Annotated in this window: 10 protein-coding genes and 1 tRNA gene; 7 read left to right on the plus strand and 4 right to left on the minus strand. The window is 53.5% G+C overall.

Features of this window, described 5'->3' with window-relative positions:
- Positions 1 to 10 precede the first annotated feature (10 nt).
- On the minus strand, positions 11 to 1,762 hold the full coding sequence (locus PMIT1303_RS12510; protein ID WP_063398929.1) for a phosphodiester glycosidase family protein: 1,752 nt from the start codon (positions 1,760 to 1,762) through the stop codon (positions 11 to 13).
- A 126-nt stretch (positions 1,763 to 1,888) separates the two neighbouring features.
- Between PMIT1303_RS12510 and gltB the strand changes: the two genes are divergently transcribed.
- Complete coding sequence (gene gltB / locus PMIT1303_RS12515) at positions 1,889 to 6,472, plus strand: glutamate synthase large subunit (RefSeq protein WP_063398930.1); 4,584 nt, start codon at positions 1,889 to 1,891, stop codon at positions 6,470 to 6,472.
- A 3-nt stretch (positions 6,473 to 6,475) separates the two neighbouring features.
- Positions 6,476 to 6,784: a YciI family protein gene (locus PMIT1303_RS12520; RefSeq protein WP_063398931.1), complete on the plus strand. Its 309-nt coding sequence runs from the start codon at positions 6,476 to 6,478 to the stop codon at positions 6,782 to 6,784.
- 2 nt (positions 6,785 to 6,786) lie between these two features.
- Here the strand turns inward: PMIT1303_RS12520 and lipA are convergent, their stop codons facing one another.
- Positions 6,787 to 7,671, minus strand: a complete 885-nt coding sequence (gene lipA / locus PMIT1303_RS12525; protein WP_063398932.1) for a lipoyl synthase — start codon at positions 7,669 to 7,671, stop codon at positions 6,787 to 6,789.
- Between the two features lie 67 nt (positions 7,672 to 7,738).
- Here lipA and PMIT1303_RS12530 point away from each other — a divergent pair.
- The 3 genes from PMIT1303_RS12530 to crtL all read left to right on the plus strand — a co-directional run bounded on the left by PMIT1303_RS12530 (position 7,739) and on the right by crtL (position 9,788).
- Positions 7,739 to 7,812 (plus strand) — tRNA-Pro (locus PMIT1303_RS12530).
- 204 nt (positions 7,813 to 8,016) lie between these two features.
- On the plus strand, positions 8,017 to 8,298 hold the full coding sequence (locus tag PMIT1303_RS12535) for a hypothetical protein (protein WP_041384664.1): 282 nt from the start codon (positions 8,017 to 8,019) through the stop codon (positions 8,296 to 8,298).
- Positions 8,299 to 8,507: 209 nt separating this feature from the next.
- Entirely contained in the window at positions 8,508 to 9,788 is a 1,281-nt protein-coding gene (gene crtL / locus PMIT1303_RS12540; protein WP_063398933.1) for a lycopene beta cyclase, read from the plus strand.
- Between the two features lie 65 nt (positions 9,789 to 9,853).
- On the opposite strand, the gene cobJ is transcribed toward crtL, so the two are convergent.
- Complete coding sequence (gene cobJ / locus PMIT1303_RS12545) at positions 9,854 to 11,632, minus strand: precorrin-3B C(17)-methyltransferase (RefSeq protein ID WP_063398934.1); 1,779 nt, start codon at positions 11,630 to 11,632, stop codon at positions 9,854 to 9,856.
- A 151-nt stretch (positions 11,633 to 11,783) separates the two neighbouring features.
- On the minus strand, positions 11,784 to 13,226 hold the full coding sequence (locus PMIT1303_RS12550; protein ID WP_231901504.1) for a hypothetical protein: 1,443 nt from the start codon (positions 13,224 to 13,226) through the stop codon (positions 11,784 to 11,786).
- A 454-nt stretch (positions 13,227 to 13,680) separates the two neighbouring features.
- Here PMIT1303_RS12550 and psaA point away from each other — a divergent pair, with 454 nt between their 5' ends.
- Positions 13,681 to 16,011, plus strand: a complete 2,331-nt coding sequence (gene psaA / locus PMIT1303_RS12555) for a photosystem I core protein PsaA (RefSeq protein WP_063398936.1) — start codon at positions 13,681 to 13,683, stop codon at positions 16,009 to 16,011.
- Positions 16,012 to 16,032: 21 nt separating this feature from the next.
- Positions 16,033 to 18,282, plus strand: a complete 2,250-nt coding sequence (gene psaB, locus PMIT1303_RS12560; RefSeq protein ID WP_011826945.1) for a photosystem I core protein PsaB — start codon at positions 16,033 to 16,035, stop codon at positions 18,280 to 18,282.
- Positions 18,283 to 18,783: the final 501 nt, after the last annotated feature.

An 18,783-nucleotide genomic window follows, 5' to 3' on the forward strand; every position in this document is an offset into this window, starting at 1 on the left:
ATCTCGTTAATTATTTGTTGGCGATTCGATCCTGACCTCTGGCATTTTTAAGAGGCTCATTAGCTTTTTTAGGATTGCCTTTGTGGTGGCGCAAAATGAGGCCAAGGCCATTGTGGATTCTGGGGGGTGTGCCTCGACCTGTTACAACCAATTGATTCGCTACCAATAGGGACGTTGAACTGCCTCCATCTAAGTTCAGGCCGTCTCTGATCCCCAGTTGTTGCAGGGCTAGGCTTGTCTCCAGCAGGGTTGGATCGCTGCCCCTGGCCCCTTTGAGAGTGAGTAGCCAGAGCTTGCCATCACCTTGGCCCACCACACTGCGGGGAGCAGCAAGGGATAGAAAGCTTGGGCTGAAGCCTTCTTGTCTGCCAGACAGAACCACCCGCCCGTTTTGCAGCAGCAATGGACCACCACCAAGCACTTGAGGCAGTTCGCCAAGAGGATGTGATGCTTTCATCCTTATGCTTACTGTTTCACCAGTCGCCGCCGGTAAAGGGAAGCCTCCTCTGGCTACGACCAGATCCCCATCCTTCCTCAGAGGAACCCCCCGGGCCAGCTGCACTTGTTGGAAGTTCTGTACGACTCGCCCATTGATGATCATCATTGCTTTTTCTTCTCCGCTGAGGGCTTGGTAGATAGGCCCCCAGGCTCTGGTGTAACGACTCAGGCCTCGCTGCACATAGCCACTATTCAAGGTTTCAAGATTCCATCTCTGCCCTTTAGAACCTTGAAGTTCTTGTTGAAGTTGCAGGCGGCCGAAGGATAGATGTCCTGTAGGGCCCCAGCCGATCGCCCCTCGATTGAGGATGGGGCCTGAAAACCATGTGCCATCTCGTCTTAAGGCCCCTAGGGGCAACTGGCGCACTCGATTGAAGAAACCCCCGTTGATGGCGATCAGAGCGTCTGCAGGTTGGGCCAACTGGTTGAGAAAACGCAGGCCTTGTTGATGGTTAATTTGCGGTAGAGGCCTGAGGAGCAGGCCTTGCTTTGACAGATTTGTACCAACCCTGGTGATTTGCAATGGTTTGACCCCAACGTTCACCACTTTTGTTTCGAAGATCAGGCCGCGCTGGATGAGGGCCTGGATGGATGGATTGAGCAGTGGTGAGCGCAGATTTGTTGCGTTGCTGTGCTTGCCAATACCGTCCAAGACAATGCGCCAGGGTTTGTCCAGGGTGAGGCTGCTTAGGGCTTCTGCCTGCCCGATGAGCATGAGGCCATTGCGCTGCTGCTTGGGCATCAGGCCTAATGCCTTCATCTGCCTACGCTGCTGGACGGTGGCCTGAAGATTAAGAAAGAGATTGTTGTCAAGGCTTTGCACGAGTGCCGGACCGCTTAGGTCAAGCACCAGACGATTTGAATTGCTGCCCTTGCCCTGCCGAAGACCTTTGAGGCGTGGTGTTGGCAGTTCAACGTGAAGGGTCTTGCTTTTTCGCTTGATCTTGACTCCTGTCGTCGTGAGCCATTCGGCCACATTCAATGCCACTTCATCTTGAAGCGTGATTTGTGGGAGGGATTTCAGAGAGGCTTTGCTTCCATACCATTGCAGTTGCTGTCCGTTTGGCTGGGTGGACCTGCGGAAGCCAAAACGTCCGACCAGTAGATCCAGGGGAAGCCAGAGCTGGTTTGCAGTGCCATCCCTATGGCCTCTCCAGCGCCAAGGGGCCTCGATTAACTGACCATCGATGTTGAGGCGATCTCCAACAAATAAGTTCGCGGCTCTTACCTCAACAGTGGGAGGTGGGGGAGGAGGAGAAACCATGGTTTGGACGCTAGTCCTCTCATTCGGCTAAGTCTTAGAGGAGGGCGCCTGCCTAGGATCACTGATTGAGCTTTTCACTGTGAACGCAGTCCACTGCGGTGCAGGAAAATAGTTTGGCTGAAGGTTATGTCTCAGGATCACCGTCGCTCCAATTGGCCCTATTGCGACAGCAGCGCGCCTACGGCTGTGGTTGGCGAAAAGGATGCATGTGGCGTTGGTTTCTTGGCTCAAATTGATGGGGTAGCTAGCCATTGGATTTTGCAGCAGGCACTTCGGGCCCTGAACTGCATGGAACATCGTGGTGGTTGCGGAGGTGATGCGGATTCCGGAGATGGAGCAGGTCTGCTTTGCGCTATTCCCTGGAGCTATCTTGAGGCCGTGTGGTCGGCAGTGGAAGCTGCAAACCATCGTTGTGGCCTGGGCATGTTGTTTTTGCCTCGAGATGCTGCACGTCGCGCAGAAGCACGTTGCTTTTGCGAGCAGGAGGCCGAGTCCCTTGGTCTCAGGTCCAGAGGATGGCGAGAAGTCCCTGTGGATATGGCGGTGTTGGGTCCCCTCGCCCGTGATACAGCGCCGGTTATCGAGCAGTGGCTGGTGCAGGGATCTCAGCCAGGTGATGCTTTGGAGGCGTTGTTATTTCGATTGCGGCGGCGTATCGGAGATCGTGCTCGGCAGGCCTGGGGAGAGCACGCCAATGATCTCTACGTGGCGTCACTCAGTAGTCGCACAGTCGTTTACAAAGGCATGGTGCGCTCCGAGGTGCTTGCGGCGTTTTATGCCGATCTCCGCGACCCTCGCTTTGAGGTTCCTTTTGCGGTTTATCACCGCCGCTTCAGCACCAATACGTTGCCCCGTTGGCCACTCGCCCAGCCGATGCGTTTGCTAGGGCATAACGGTGAAATCAATACGTTGTTGGGCAACCTGAATTGGGCTAGGGCCACTGAAGTCAACCTAGATAGCGTTTGGGGTGTTGATGCGGCTGATCTCAAACCGGTTGTTAATGCAGCTTTTAGTGATTCCGCCAACCTTGACGCGACTCTGGAGCTGCTTGTACGCAGTGGTCGCCCGATTGTTGACAGCTTGCTGACCTTGGTTCCTGAGGCCTTCCGGGAACAGCCAGAGCTGGCTGACAAGCCAGAAATTCAGGCTTTTTATGAGTATTCCGCGTGCACGCAAGAGCCCTGGGATGGCCCAGCCTTGCTTGTGTTCTCAGATGGTTGCAGTGTTGGTGCCAGCCTCGATCGCAATGGCTTACGCCCGGCTCGCTATTGCATCACCAGTGATGGCTTGGTGGTGATGGGTTCAGAAACTGGCGTGGTTGAGCTTGAGGAAAGCCGCATCATCGAGAAGGGACGCCTTGGCCCTGGGCAGATGTTGGCGGTTGATCTTGAAAAGGGTCGTTTGCTGCGCAATTGGGATGTCAAGCAGGAGGTTGCTGGCCGATATCCCTATGGCGAATGGCTCAGTCAAAATCGTTGCAAGCTTGGTCAAAAGTCTTGGCAGCAGGATTCTCAACTGGGAGATCTGGAACTGCTTCAGCAGCAGACAGCCTTCGGTTTCACTGCTGAGGATTTGGAGTTAATCATCGATTCAATGGCGGCTGGGGCCAAAGAACCCACTTTTTGCATGGGTGATGACATCCCATTGGCGGTGCTCTCCGATAAGCCCCACCTCCTATACGACTACTTCAAACAGCGCTTTGCGCAGGTCACGAACCCGCCGATTGATCCCTTGCGGGAAAAGTTGGTGATGAGTCTCGAGATGCATCTGGGAAAGCGTGGTTCTCCCCTCAAGCCTGAGGCAGCGGCGGCTTCGTTGATTCATCTTGAGACTCCGATTCTCAATGAGGCGGAACTTGCAGCTTTTGGTCAGCTGGAGTTTCCCACGACCACACTCTCCACTTTGCTGCCCGTTCATGATGGGCCTAGCGGTTTGGGGGATTCTCTTAAACGGCTCTGCGTTGAAGCAGCGGATGCTGTGCGCGATGGCAGCCAGATCGTGGTGCTTTCCGACCGCGGGGTTGTTGCTAGCACCACCTACATTCCACCTCTGCTAGCTGTTGGTGCAGTGCATCACCACTTGCTGAAGCAGGGTTTGCGGCTGAATGCTTCCTTGGTGGTCGACACGGCACAGTGCTGGAGTACCCATCATCTGGCCTGTCTAATCGGCTATGGCGCTAGCGCTGTATGCCCTTGGCTTACTTGGGAGACTACGCGGCATTGGTGGCAGCATCCTCGTACTCAGAAACTGATTGAAACCGGCAAATTGCCAGCGCTGACCATTGATCAGGCCCAGGCCAACGTACGTAAGGCGCAGGAAGATGGCCTGCGCAAGATCCTCTCCAAGATTGGTATTTCCTTACTTGCTAGTTACCACGGCGCTCAGATTTTTGAGGCGATTGGTATCGGTGCCGATTTAATTGAGCTGGCTTTTAAGGGCACGACCAGTCGAGTCGCTGGACTCAGTCTCAATGACTTGGCTAGCGAGACCCTCACCTTCCATGCCAAGGCATTTCCTGAGTTGGATCGCACCAAGCTCGAGTTCATGGGTTTTGTGCAATATCGCAGTGGCGGTGAATTTCATCTCAACACTCCGGACATGTCTAAGGCCCTGCATGCGGCTGTGAGGGCTGGGCCTGGCTACGACCACTTCTCTACCTACAAGAACCTGCTGGAGAATCGGCCGGCTACGGCCCTGCGCGACCTGCTTACTTTCCGCTTAGCCCCTACACCTCTCCCGTTAGACCAGGTTGAAAGTGTTGAATCCATTTGCGCACGTTTTTGTACTGGTGGAATGAGTCTTGGCGCCCTATCGCGCGAGGCTCACGAGGTGCTCGCCGTGGCGATGAACCGTATCGGTGGTAAGAGCAACAGTGGCGAAGGAGGAGAAGATCCTGCCCGATTCAAGATCCTTGATGATGTCGATCTTGAGAGCCGTTCAGAAACCCTGCCCAGCATCAAGGGTTTGCGCAATGGCGATACTGCTTGCTCTGCGATTAAGCAGGTCGCCTCTGGTCGCTTTGGTGTGACGCCGGAATATTTGCGGAGCGGAAAGCAACTTGAGATCAAGGTGGCTCAAGGGGCAAAGCCTGGTGAGGGAGGTCAGTTGCCGGGTCAAAAAGTTGATCCCTACATCGCCAAGTTGCGTAATAGCAAGGCTGGTGTGGCGCTGATCTCGCCACCTCCCCATCACGACATCTATTCAATTGAGGATTTGGCCCAGTTGATTCACGACCTGCATCAGGTTCACCCTGCTGCCAAGGTGAGCGTGAAGCTGGTTGCTGAGATTGGCATTGGCACGATTGCTGCTGGAGTGGCGAAGGCCAAGGCAGATGTGATTCAGATCTCTGGTCATGACGGTGGTACAGGCGCATCGCCTCTGAGTTCGATTAAGCACGCTGGAAGCCCTTGGGAGTTAGGTCTCACCGAGGTACACCGTTCATTGCTTGAAAATGGCTTGCGTGATCGTGTGTTATTACGCGCTGATGGTGGTCTGAAGACTGGTTGGGACGTGGTGATCGCCGCCTTGCTTGGTGCTGAGGAATATGGTTTCGGCTCAGTCGCGATGATTGCCGAGGGCTGCATCATGGCTCGCGTCTGTCATACCAACAAGTGTCCTGTGGGGGTTGCTACCCAGCAGGAGGGCTTGCGCAAGCGCTTCCCAGGTGTCCCGGAGCATGTTGTCAACTTCTTTCTGTTTGTAGCTGAGGAGGTGCGCCAATTGATGAGTGTGCTCGGTGTGGCTCGGCTTGAGGATCTCATTGGTCGCACAGAGCTGCTTGAGCCTCGCAGCCTCAACTTGGTGAAGACCCAAACCCTTGATCTTTCTTGCTTGTTGGATCCGATTCCGGGGGCCGTTGATCGGGCTTGGTTGATTCATGACGCCAAGGCCCATGACAATGGACCGATCCTCGAGGATCAGCTGCTTGCTGATGCCGAGCTGATGGCAGCGATCGATAGCCATGGTCATATCGCCCGCAATCTCGCGATCGTCAACACGGATCGCAGCGTTTGTGCACGGATCTCTGGTGAGATTGCTGAACACCATGGCAACAAAGGTTTTCGAGGTCAGCTCGATCTCTCCTTTGAGGGGGCTGCCGGTCAGAGTTTTGCGGCATTTCTGCTGCAGGGGGTGAATGTGCGTTTGGAGGGTGAGGCCAATGATTATGTCGGTAAAGGCATGAATGGTGGTCGGATCACACTGGTACCACCTTCGAGTGCAGATCACAGCGGCAGCCAGGTGATTTTGGGCAACACTTGCCTGTATGGCGCGACCGGTGGAGAGTTGTTTGCTTTAGGTAGGGCTGGCGAGCGTTTTGCTGTGCGCAATAGCGGTGTGAAGGCTGTTGTTGAAGGTGCGGGGGATCATTGCTGTGAATACATGACCGGTGGGGTGGTGGTGGTGTTGGGATCAACTGGCCGCAATGTTGGGGCAGGGATGACCGGTGGTGTGACGTTCCTGCTGGATGAGCAGGGAATGGTGAGCGATCTTGTGAACAAAGAGATTGTTGAGATTCTCTCGCTAACCACTATTGAGCAGGAAGCCATTCTCAAAACATTGCTTGAAACCCATCTCGCGCAGACCGGCAGTACAAAAGCCAAGGCGATTTTGGCCAACTGGATCAGTTGGAAAGCATTGTTTAAGGTGCTTGTTCCACCCAGTGAAAAGGTCAATGTTGGTTTAACTTTGCTTGAGAAAGTTGCAGCCTGATGAATGCCTTGGTTTATCAAAACCGAGAAGTTTACGGCGCAGACTTTGACCCTTTTGCCAGAGCAGCGGCAGACTTACTTAGCTGCCCACCATGAATGGATCAAGGTTTTGCGCTCCGAAGGTGTCAAGGTTTCGAGTGGTTTTTTGGTTGATGCTGAACAACGACCAGGAGGTGGAGGGTTGTTGGTGCTGCAGGCAGACTCCTTTGAAGCAGCCAAACGCTTAGTCGAACAGGACCCGATGATTGTTGAGGGTTTAGTTAAATGGGATCTGCAGCAGTGGATCCCTGTGTGTGGGGAGCTCATGGCTTGAGTTCAGCGTGGGTGGGCGGCCATCAGCCGCTGGACCTCGCCGGCGTGGTAGCTGCTGCGTGTGAGAGGGGTACTAACCACTTGAAGGAACCCCAGCTCGGTTTCCCCCATAGAGCGGAAATATTCGAACTGTTCTGGTGTCACAAAGCGATCGACTGGCAGATGCTTTGGGCTTGGTGATAGGTATTGGCCGATGGTCACTATGTCGACTCGGTGACGGCGTAGATCCTCTAGGACCTCAATCACCTCAGCATCTGTTTCACCTAGCCCCACCATCAGGCCGGACTTGCTATAGACCTTCTGCCAGCCTTGCCGCACTTGATACAACAGCTCAAGAGATCGCATGTAGGCGGCTTGTGGACGAGCCCGTTTGTAGAGCCGGGGGACGGTCTCAATGTTGTGGTTGAGCACCTCCGGAGCTGCTCCCATTACCTTGGCGAGGGCATCCCAATTGCCGTTGAAATCAGGAATTAGCAGCTCAATTGTGGTTTGGGGAGAACGTTGGCGAATGGCCTCGATGCATGCGACGAATTGACTGGCTCCCCCGTCGCTGAGGTCATCACGGTTAACTGAAGTGATGACAACATGACGAAGGTTCATCTGAGCCACCGCTTCGCTTAGGCGCTCTGGCTCAGTGGGGTCTAGGGAGCGTGGGCTTTTGTCAAAGTCGATGTCGCAGTAAGGGCAAGCGCGGGTGCAGCCCGGCCCCATGATCAAGAAGGTGGCAGTTCCTCCTGCGAAGCACTCCCCGATATTCGGGCAGCTGGCTTCTTGACACACCGTCTTGAGATTGAGGCCCTTCAGCAGCTCGGCCACCTCGCCGATGCGTTGCTGTTGTGGAGCCTTGACGCGCAACCAGTGGGGTTTCAGTAAGGCTTTTCCAGTCATGAGAGCAGTTCAGGAACCCACTGGCAGCAGCAGTTCCAGGCGACTTCACCTTCTACAGTGAGCCTATCGGGATGTAGCGCAGCTTGGTAGCGCACTTCGTTCGGGACGAAGGGGCCGCAGGTTCGAATCCTGTCATCCCGATTGATCGTTGCTTTAGTCCGAGGTAATCCCTTCGACAATTGATATCAATCAGTTCTCTGATCATTCTTAAGGCCTGCCAATGGGATGCATGAGTAAACCCTGGGAAGGCTATTGATGGATTATTAATGCCTAGGTCAAGGAAAACTTGCTTCAGCTGCTTGACTTTTGGAATGGAGGTTCAAGGTTTAAGGGAAATTTGAAGTGATGAAGCCAGTCATTTTGCTTGCCGTAGTGGCCTTTGCGGCTGTTCTTTTTGTTCTAAATCCACGCATGGCTGTAGACCACGGTCGGCCGATTTATCTTGTTTCTTGTCGTGTGGAGTGGTCGGTGCATTGGTTGGGAGCCTTTAGGAAGGGTGGCCTATTGGGGCTCTATCCACTGGATCGTGCTGCTCAAGCTGTTGTGTCTGACACTCCTATTGAATACGTCTCAAAGGATGAGCAAATGGCTATCGCAATGACCAATGTTATGAAGCCTTGTCGCTGAGCGCTTGCGGTATCAAGAGGATTGCTCTTTAAACGATGTTGCAAAGTCACGAGAAAGCTATGTCGTTTAAATCACTATCGCCAGGGGCGGTAGTCTCTTTTTAAGAGACGATCCCTGGCAGTGGTGGTTGACGAGAGCAACAACGTCTATCGCTGTCTACTAATGCCTTCGCTGGTGGCTTATGCCCAACCAATTGTTCTGGTGAGCCAGTGACAGAGGCAGTGGTGGATGTCTTGGTGCTTGGCGCTGGTCCGGCGGCCCTGGCCATTGCTGCAGCCCTGGGCAAGGAGGGTTTACAGGTCTCAGCACTGACGGTTGGCAATCCTCGCGAGCCATGGCCATATACCTATGGCATTTGGGGTGACGAGGTGGATGCCTTTGATATGGGGCACCTGCTCGAGCACCGCTGGTCGAACACAGTGAGTTTTTTTGGCCCAGGCGCCTCTGACCCCAATGCTGACGAGAATCGGCCAAGTCCTCATCATCGGGATTACGGCCTATTCGACAAGATCAAGCTCCAGGAGCATTGGTTGCAGCAATGCGAAGCTGCTGGTTTGACTTGGCATCAAGGTCTTGCAACTGATTTTGCTGTTGATGCCACCGTTAGTACTGTGACCACCGCCGAAGGTCTTGAGCTGCAAGCTCGTTTGGTGGTTGATGCAACTGGCTATAAGCCGGTATTTCTGCGTCATGTAGATCATGGGCCGGTGGCGGTTCAGACCTGCTTTGGCGTGGTGGGACGTTTCAATAAGCCCCCAGTGGAGCCTGGCCAGTTTGTGTTGATGGACTACCGCTGTGATCATCTGAGCCCTGCGGAGAAAGCTGAGCCACCCACGTTTCTTTATGCCATGGACTTTGGTGGGGGATGCTTCTTCTTAGAGGAAACATCGCTAGGGCTCGCGCCTCCGGTGTCCTTAGAAACCCTGCGTTCACGCTTGGAGCGGCGATTGGCTCATCAAGGCTTAACGATCACTGAATTGCAGCACGAGGAGCTTGGTTATTTCCTGCCGATGAATTTGCCTCTGCCTGACCTGCAGCAACCGCTGCTTGGTTTCGGCGGCTCGGCGGCGATGGTGCACCCTGCTTCGGGCTATTTGGTGGGCAGCATGCTGCGCCGCGCACCTTATGTTGCAAAGGCTGTGGCTGAAGCCATGGCCGATCCAGGGGCGGGGCCGGCGGTGCTCGCGGCTGCAGGTTGGGAGACTCTTTGGCCCAAGGAGTTGCGCCGTAAGCATGCTCTTTATCAATTTGGCCTTGAGAAGCTGATGCGTTTTAAAGAGCCCCAACTGCGTGATTTCTTTGTCAGTTTCTTTGCTTTGCCGAGCGAAGAATGGTACGGCTTTTTGACCAACACTCTTAGCCTGCGCGAATTGGTCGCTGCCATGGTGAACATGTTTGTTAGCGCCCCTTGGAGTGTTCGCTGGGGCCTAATGGGTATGCAGGGGCGGGAGCTGAAGTTGCTTTCACGCTTTCTTTTTCCGCCTCGCTAAAAAGTGCCCTATCAATTCAGAGATGCCTTGAAACAACTTTCAGCTTGACTGACTTTGCCTTGTTTTCAAGCCAGTTCGGCTCCGGGGTATCCCCTTGGTGTCACCACATGATTGTCTTGTAAACGACTGCTGCTATTGCCGATTAGAACAATCGTGAGCATGTCCACCTCTTTGACTGGCAGCGTCTGCAGTGTGTGCAGCTGTATGTCTTCCTGCGCTCGTCCAAGTTGACGTGCTACGACCACTGGCGTGCTGGGGGCTCGATGCTCCAGCAAGAGTTCAATGGCACGCGTCAGCTGCCAGTCGCGTTCTTGAGAGCGTGGATTGTAAAGGGCTACCACGAAATCTCCGCTGGCTGCACTTTTCAGGCGGGTTTCAATCTTTGACCAGGGAGTGAGGCGATCGCTGAGACTCACGCTGCAGAAATCGTGCATCAGAGGGGCACCTACCTTGGCGGCGGCTAATTGCAGGGCTGAGAGGCCTGGATGCACCTGAAATTGTGGCCGATCACTAGGGGGTTGTGTGAGCCATAGTTCCAGGGCTAGGCCGGCCATGCCGTAGATGCCACTGTCTCCTGAAGAGATCAAGGCGACTCGTGCTCCCTGTTGGGCTAGCTCCAGGGCCTTAAGGCAGCGATCCCGTTCGCGAGTGAGTTGCCCGTCCAGACGTGCTTGATCTGGGCGCCGCAACGGTTCCAGTAGATCGAGGTAGAGGTCGTATCCAACCCATATGGCACTGCGGGCTAGGGCTGCTCGGGCATCGTGGGTGAGAAAGGCCAAATCTCCAGGCCCACTGCCGATCAGGTGCAATTCGCCTCTTTGGGGTGCAAAAGGTTGATTGGCTTCGCTGATGGCGATGGTGGTAGCACCATGTTCAGCGTTTTGGGCGTGGTGAATCTGTTTGGTTAGCAGCAAAGTGCCTTTGTTGCTAGCTGCGAGTAGTGCTGCGGCTTCGGCCACGGAAGAGGTGCCCATAGCTTTTGCTACAACAGCAGAAGGTGTGGGTACGTCAACTTCTGCGAGGGCATTAGCGTTGAAGTAGCGCACAGGCCAGTCCTTTGCTTGCGCGAGAGCGAGCAGAGCGGTTTCATCGGCCTTTCGGTCAATGCTGGCAAGGCCTGCTACTGCCTCTGGGGCAAGGCCAGCCTCTGCCAGGGCAGCTGTCACGGCGCGCTCAAGCAGGCTCAGGCTTGTATCGCGTTCGCAGCCAATTCCAATCCAAAGACTGGCGGGATGCCAGCTGCAAGACATGCTGCTTTGTGGGCCGATGGTTAGCTGGGCTGGCCGAGCCTGATCAGCATTGGCATTGGCATCAAAAACGTCTTGTGCAGCAGCAGTTGTTTGCCAAAACGTCGCACCAGAACGCTGCAAAAGCAAAAGCTTCCCCCCTTGGGCTTGGGTCAGCATTAACTGATTCCAGTTGTCGCGGCTGCCGCTACGTCGCCAGCCCCAGCCTTCGCCAAAACTATCGAGGGCCAAGCGGTTTTGGCTGTTGGCGTCTCCGGTGAGTACAGCATGGCCGCCTAGCTCTGCGGCCAGTTCCATTGCCAGTTGTTCTGCGCCCGCCTGGTGACCGCCCAGCAATGGCACGACGTGTTTGCCATGGGCATCAAGGACGATCACGGCGGGATCTTTGTCCTTCCCAATGAGTAATGGAGCGATTAAGCGAGTCACGGCGCCGATAGCACCCACGATGAGCAAGACCCCGTTTGGCTGCCAGTTTCTGCTTAGCACTTCGCTGGCGGGGCCAACTACAAGGCTTTGAGGTGTTTCTTCGAGAGTGTTTGCTGCACGCGGGGTAAGGGCCAGTTGATCCACCTGGTGGCGTCTTGCAAGCCTTTGCAAAAGCGGCCAGGCGCTGACAGAGAGACCAAGAGCCAGGCGCAGAGCGGGGCTAGGTGCGTCGGGATGGGTCAGGGCAGGTTGGCCAAGGGGAACGTTGGAGGCTGTTTCCTTTTATTTGATCTCGGCATGAGCGTTAAAGCATGCTTTTGGATCAATCAAGGGTTGGCCAAGGGGTTTGGGAATTGGGTGCTGGGGAGGCTTGGGCAGCGTCTGTTTTGAGTTTTGGCTCTAGTTCGGCGTTTGGTTCTAGATCAGGAGTTGGCTCGAGAGCAGAGTCTGGATCAGGGTTTGGTTCTAGATCAGGAGTTGGCTCGAGAGCAGAGTCTGGATCAGGGTTTGGTTCTAGATCAGGGGTTGGCTTGAGAGCAGAGTCTGGATCAGGGTTTGGTTCTAGATCAGGGGTTGGCTGTAGAGCCGATTCTGGTTCTAGTTCGGCTCCAGACTCGAGCTCTGTCTCGGGTTCATTGGAGAGCGCTAACTTCTGTTTTGCAGGCTGCTCAGAAAGTTCGTCTTGGAGAGGTTTTGGTTCTGATGCGTTGTCAAGTGTCGAGATTTGCGGGGAGTCTGATTTTTCTTGAGGGGTTTGATCAGCCAAAGGCTGGTCTTCTTCTGGCTGGGGTTCCCCTAAGAGTCTGGCTATTTGCTGTTTCGTCAGTGTGGCCTGCATCCAAGCTGGCTTGTCTGCTTCCCTGGTCTGAACAATCCTTAGTTGGTTGTTGAATACTGGATTAATTGGCTTGCCAAAGCCGTCGAGCATTTCTGTTTGAACGCTAATGGGGCCTGATCCTGAGGGCAGGCCCTTGATCCAAATGGCGTCTTGGTGAGTGATTTGGAAACTTTCACCATTCACACTCACTTGGAGTCGCCAGCGGCCATCGCCTTCTTTCAGGTTCTGAATGGGAGCATTCCAGATCAACCAGTCCAATAGAAGGGGTTCAGTGTTGCTGAGTTCTGAGGGGCTAACGGTGACGAACCAAGGCTCATCTTCTGTCGGTTGAGTTCGTTGCAGAGGTTGCAGCTGATGGAGGCGCCATTGCAGGCTGGCCTTTGGCTCCTTGACAGCTTCGCCCCATGGATAAGCGGCGTAGGCGCTGAGTCTGTGACTTCCAGGCTGCAGGCCCTCCATCGCAATACGCAGTTGGGCACCATCTGCTTCGCTAATGCGGAGTGGTGGATTCTCATCAAGTTGCACCACAACATGGGCACCGAGGCCTAGTTCTGGATCGTTGGTCAGTGGCCAGTCCTTCAAATTGAGCAAGAGCTCCCAGCTCCCCTCATTCATCAGCACAGTCCCGTCTGTTGGGCTTTCCAGGCTCAGCTGGGGGTGATGTTTCGCTAGTTGCTCTCGTATTTGTTGTACTGCGCCTGGTGGGGCAATCTCTTGCAGAGTTCCAGTTGGCGCTGGCACGAGTAAGGATTGAGTGGTTGAACTTTCCCTGTTTTGGTTGTTAAAGGGCCAGCCTGGCAGGGCTTGTGCGGGAGAAAGCCCAGAGATGCTCAGCAGCACAACCAACACCAGGCCTTGCAATAGGCGCATGGCCTTCCCCTGCCATGGCGACAGATTGAATTGCTGACGCCGGCTCGAAAGCGGCATTAGAGGGGGGCAAGATCTCGTCATTCTGGGCAGCTACCCGGTGTGGGTAAAAGGGTGGCAACTCCTTGCAAGGCGGCAGTGTTGGATTAGTTGATTGATTTATGTTAATTAGCGTTGAAAATATGCTTCTTTTGCAGTTGTAAACTTACGTGTATTAATGATCCGCTTCTGTCAGCGGCCCTTCTGCAGACGCCAGGCCCCCACTGATTAGCGACCGGATAGAACATTTGTTACTTGCTGTCGTAGTGAGTGGTGCTCAGCTTTATGCTTCTCGAAGCGGTCCCCTTGTAGGGGCCCATAGCTCCAGTGTGAGTCTGAGTTTCGACTTTTGACTTGTGCTGGCGCCCGGTATCAGCACCACTTCGGTGGTGGTGTCTCCGGGGCCCCGGCAAGCCCTTGGGCCTGTCGAAGGGGTGGCCCTCCACCTCGATCCCGTCCCTCGAGGAACCTCTCGATGACCATCAGCCCACCAGAGCGTGGGGAAAAAGCGAAGCCTATTTACGATCAACCAGTCGACCGGGACCACGTTCCAGCCGACTTCGAAAAATTCGAACAACCCGGATTTTTCTCGAAAAGCCTCGCTAAGGGACCAAACTCCACAACCTGGATTTGGAACCTCCACGCTGACGCCCACGACTTCGATACCCACATTGGGGATCTGGAAGAAACCAGCCGGAAGATCTTTTCGGCGCACTTCGGCCATTTGGCCATAGTGTTTATTTGGTTAAGCGGTGCCTTCTTCCACGGTGCCCGCTTCTCCAACTACTCCGGCTGGCTAGCCGACCCTACGCACGTGAAAGCCAGTGCGCAGGTCGTTTGGCCAATTGTCGGTCAAGAAATCATGAATGCAGATATGGGTGCTGGCTTTAACGGCATCCAGATCACCTCCGGCATTTTCCAAATGTGGAGGGCTTGGGGAATTACCAGTGAGACAGAGCTCATGGCTCTTGCAACTGGTGCCCTAATCATGGCTGGCCTTGTTCTCCATGGCGGAATCTTCCACTACCACAAAGCAGCTCCAAAGCTTGAGTGGTTTAAGAAGATTGAGTCGATGCTTCAGCACCATCAGATTGGTCTGTTTGGCTTGGGCTCTCTTGGTTGGACAGGTCACTTGATTCATGTGGCCAACCCCACCAATGCCCTATTGGATGCCATAGATGCAGGCACTCCAATGGTGCTTGATGGCAAGACCATTGCCACTGCAGCGGATATCCCTCTGCCCCACGAGCTCTACAACGCTGATCTCGTTGGCCAGATTTATCCAGGTCTTGCTTCAGGCATCGGGAATTTCTTCTCGGCTAATTGGTGGGCCTTTAGTGATTTTCTCACCAACAACGGAGGAGTGAATCCTGTAACAGGTGCTCTATGGAGTACTGATGTTGCTCATCACCATTTGGCATGGGCGGTCTTTTTGATGTTTGGTGGCCACGTATACCGCTCAAGATTCGGTATCGGCCACAGCATGAAAGAGATCATGGGGAACGTAAAGGGTGACCCTCTCTTATTCCCAGCTCCCAATGGTCATAAAGGTCTCTTCGAGTTCCTTTCCAACAGCTGGCATGCTCAGCTGGCAGTAAACCTGGCATGCATTGGTTCAGGGAGCATCGTGGTTGCACACCACATGTATTCTCTACCTCCATATCCATACCTAGCGACTGATTACCCAACGGTTCTTGGGCTATTCACACACCACATGTGGATTGGTGGTTTGATGATTTGCGGAGCAGCAGCTCACGCTGGCATCGCAGTCATTCGTGACTATGACGTCTCAGTTCACGTCGATAACGTGCTTGATCGCATGTTCAAGGCGCGGGACGCCATTATCAGTCACCTCAACTGGGTGTGTATGTTCCTTGGCTTCCACAGCTTCGGACTTTATATACACAACGACAGCATGCGTGCTTTGGGTCGTTCCCAAGACATGTTCAGCGACTCTGCAATCCAGTTGCAGCCTGTCTTGGCTCAATGGATTCAAAGCCTTTGGGCGTCTTCAATTGGCACATCATCTGTGGTTGGCACGACAACAGGTCTGCCAGGTGCAGTGAGTGATGTATTCAACGGAAGCGTTGTAGCAGTTGGCGGCAAGGTGGCTCTGATGGCTATTCCCTTGGGAACAGCCGACTTGATGATTCACCACATCCATGCCTTCACCATTCACGTAACTTGCCTCATCCTTCTTAAGGGTGTGCTTTTTGCCCGCAGTTCCCGTCTTGTTCCTGACAAGGCGAATCTTGGCTTCCGCTTCTCTTGCGATGGCCCAGGTCGTGGTGGTACATGCCAGGTTTCCTCTTGGGACCATGTGTTCCTAGGCCTGTTCTGGATGTACAACTCCCTATCGATGGTGATCTTCTACTTCTCGTGGAAGATGCAAAGCGATGTATGGGGCACTGTCAATTCAGACGGGAGTGTGACTCATCTCGTTTCTGGCAACTTTGCTCAAAGCGCCATCACTGTGAATGGTTGGTTCCGTGACTTCCTATGGGCTCAGTCCTCACAGGTGCTCACGAGCTACGGCACTGGCCTAAGCGGCTATGGCCTGTTATTCCTTGGTGGCCACTTCGTGTGGGCCTTTAGCTTGATGTTCTTGTTCAGCGGCCGTGGCTACTGGCAGGAGCTATTTGAATCCATTATCTGGGCTCATAACAAGCTCAAGCTTGCTCCCACCATCCAGCCCCGGGCACTTTCTATTACGCAGGGCCGCGCAGTTGGTGTAACCCACTTCCTGTTTGGTGGCATTGTGACCACCTGGGCCTTCTTCCATGCCCGCCTTCTTGGGCTCGGCTGACCTTTCCTGACCTTTCCCCACATGGCAACGAAATTTCCTTCGTTCAGCCAGGGTCTGGCACAGGACCCTACAACCCGCCGTATTTGGTACGGCATAGCCACGGCTCACGACTTCGAGAGCCACGACGGCATGACCGAAGAACGGCTTTACCAAAAGCTGTTCTCTACCCATTTCGGTCATCTGGCTGTTATTGGCCTATGGGTTGCAGGAAACCTGTTCCATATCGCCTGGCAGGGCAACTTCGAACAGTGGGTCGCCGACCCACAAAATGTTCAACCTATTGCCCACGCAATTTGGGATCCTCACTTTGGTCAAGGCATCAGTGATGCTTTGACTCAAGCGGGTGCTTCCCGTCCAGTAAACATTTGCTATTCCGGTTTGTACCACTGGTGGTACACCATCGGAATGCGCACCAATACAGAGCTTTACCAGGGCGCCATCTTCATTGACATCCTGGTTGCCTGGCTCTTGTTCGGTGGCTGGCTGCATTTACAGCCAAAGTTCCGTCCTTCGCTGGCGTGGTTCAAGAACGCTGAGGCGATGATGAATCATCACCTCGCAGTGTTGTTCGGTTTCACCAACATCGCCTGGACTGGTCACCTCGTTCACGTGGCCATTCCTGAATCACGTGGTCAGCACGTCGGTTGGGACAACTTCCTCACAGTTCTTCCACACCCTGAAGGGTTGACCCCATTCTTCACAGGAAACTGGGGAGCCTATGCACAGAATCCTGATTCTTTGAATCATGCCTTTGGTACTTCTGAAGGCGCTGGCACGGCCATCCTTACTTTCCTAGGTGGTGTTCATCCACAGAGTGGTGCGCTTTGGCTGACTGACATCTCGCACCACCACATTGCGATCGGTGTCTTCATGATCATCGGTGGCCACATGTACCGGAACAGTTTCGGTATCGGCCATACCTTTAAGGAAATCACCGATGGTCACAACACAAGTCATCCTAATGATCCTCATAAGGATGGTTTCCGAGAAAAAATCGGTCACTACGGTCTTAGTCATACCGGGATCACCGATACGATCAACAACTCCCTGCACTTCCAACTTGGTCTTGCTCTTGCCTGTCTAGGTACAGCAGCCAGTCTTGTAGCGCATCACATGGGTGCTTTACCCTCGTATGCCTTCATTGCGCAGGACTACACCACTCAGGCAGCTCTTTACACCCACCATCAGTACATCGCCATCTTCCTGATGTGCGGTGCCTTCTCTCACGGAGCAATCTTCTTTGTCCGTGACTATGACCCTGAGGCCAATAAGGACAATGTTCTTGCAAGGGTCTTAGAAACCAAAGAAGCACTGATCAGTCACTTGAGCTGGGTTTGCATGCTCCTCGGTTTCCATACCCTGGCGCTGTATCTCCATAACGATGTGGTGATTGCTTTCGGAACCCCCGAAAAGCAGATCCTTGTTGAGCCCATCTTTGCTCAGTTCATTCAGGCCGCTAGTGGCAAGGTCATGTATGGCCTTGATGTGCTGCTTGCTAATGCAAATAGTGCCCCCTCCTTGGCTGCGGCTGGGATGCCTGGGGATCACTACTGGATGGATCTGATTAATGCCAGTCCAGAGGTTTCCAACTTCATGCCTATTGGTCCAGGAGACTTCCTGGTTCACCATGGCATTGCATTGGGACTTCACACCACTGCATTGATCTTGATCAAGGGTGCACTTGATGCAAGAGGTTCCAAGCTGATGCCCGATAAAAAGGACTTCGGCTATGCCTTTGCATGTGATGGCCCTGGACGTGGCGGCACCTGCGACATCTCTGCGTGGGACTCCACTTATATGGCCATTTTCTGGGCACTGAATACCATTGCTTGGGCAACCTATTACTGGCACTGGAAGCACCTTGCTGCTTGGCAGGGCAACATGGCTCAGTTCAATGAGTCCAGTACCCACTTAATGGGTTGGTTCAGGGATTATCTCTGGATCAATAGTTCTCAGATCATCAATGGCTACAACCCATTCGGGATTAATAATCTTTCCCCTTGGGCATACATGTTCCTTGCAGGCCATTTGGTCTGGGCAACAGGATTCATGTTCCTGATCTCTTGGAGGGGTTATTGGCAGGAGCTGATCGAGACTCTCGTTTGGGCTCATCAGCGTTCTCCGATTGCCAACCTGGTTGGATGGCGTGATAAGCCAGTAGCTCTTTCGATCGTGCAGGCCCGTCTCGTTGGTGTGACTCACTTTGCAGTGGGCAACATATTTACGTTCGGTGCCTTTGTGATTGCATCTACAGCTAGCAAGTTTGGATAACATCTTCCTCGCTAGCTAGTTAGTCGATTAATCGGCAGAAAGATATTCCCCGTCAGGTTTTGCTTGACGGGGTTTTTTCTTGCCTTGTTGGATGCATTTGTTCTTTGAGCATTGGCTTGTAAAACACCTTATTGGGCAAGTAATGCTATGAAAATGGTTTATCAAATTCTTTGAAATTGCCTAGCCCAAAATGTTTGGTTTTGATTGGATTAATTGATAAAAGGACGCCAATTGAAAGAAGCCAAAAGTTTGTTCATGTCCGACAGAGGACTTCTTTTTATTCGCTTTCTATGGGCTATCTTGTCTATGAGTTAATCCGTTCTGTGTATACAAGTTAGCTCAAGGAATCTTGTTAGCTGGTTTTGCTTGGATTAGGTTTTCATCTTTATTTGTATTGGCGCCTACCAAGATGCGAATGCAGGCCCATTTGTTCTGTAAGTTTGCTTGCTTTGAGGAGACTCCAATGCCTCTAATTGTCTATTAACCTCATACGAGTCTCTA

The organism is Prochlorococcus sp. MIT 1303 (genome assembly GCF_001631965.1).
GTDB classification, from domain to species: Bacteria; Cyanobacteriota; Cyanobacteriia; order PCC-6307; family Cyanobiaceae; genus Prochlorococcus; species Prochlorococcus marinus_D.

Excerpts from the sequence above, each read along its gene's own strand:
- PMIT1303_RS12510 (WP_063398929.1), bottom strand. The coding sequence starts at position 1,762 with ATGGTTTCTCCTCCTCCCCCACCTCCCACTGTTGAGGTAAGAGCCGCG.
- gltB (WP_063398930.1), top strand. The coding sequence starts at position 1,889 with ATGTCTCAGGATCACCGTCGCTCCAATTGGCCCTATTGCGACAGCAGC.
- PMIT1303_RS12520 (WP_063398931.1), top strand. The coding sequence starts at position 6,476 with ATGCCTTGGTTTATCAAAACCGAGAAGTTTACGGCGCAGACTTTGACC.
- lipA (WP_063398932.1), bottom strand. The coding sequence starts at position 7,671 with ATGACTGGAAAAGCCTTACTGAAACCCCACTGGTTGCGCGTCAAGGCT.
- PMIT1303_RS12535 (WP_041384664.1), top strand. The coding sequence starts at position 8,017 with ATGAAGCCAGTCATTTTGCTTGCCGTAGTGGCCTTTGCGGCTGTTCTT.
- PMIT1303_RS12550 (WP_231901504.1), bottom strand. The coding sequence starts at position 13,226 with ATGCCGCTTTCGAGCCGGCGTCAGCAATTCAATCTGTCGCCATGGCAG.
- psaA (WP_063398936.1), top strand. The coding sequence starts at position 13,681 with ATGACCATCAGCCCACCAGAGCGTGGGGAAAAAGCGAAGCCTATTTAC.
- psaB (WP_011826945.1), top strand. The coding sequence starts at position 16,033 with ATGGCAACGAAATTTCCTTCGTTCAGCCAGGGTCTGGCACAGGACCCT.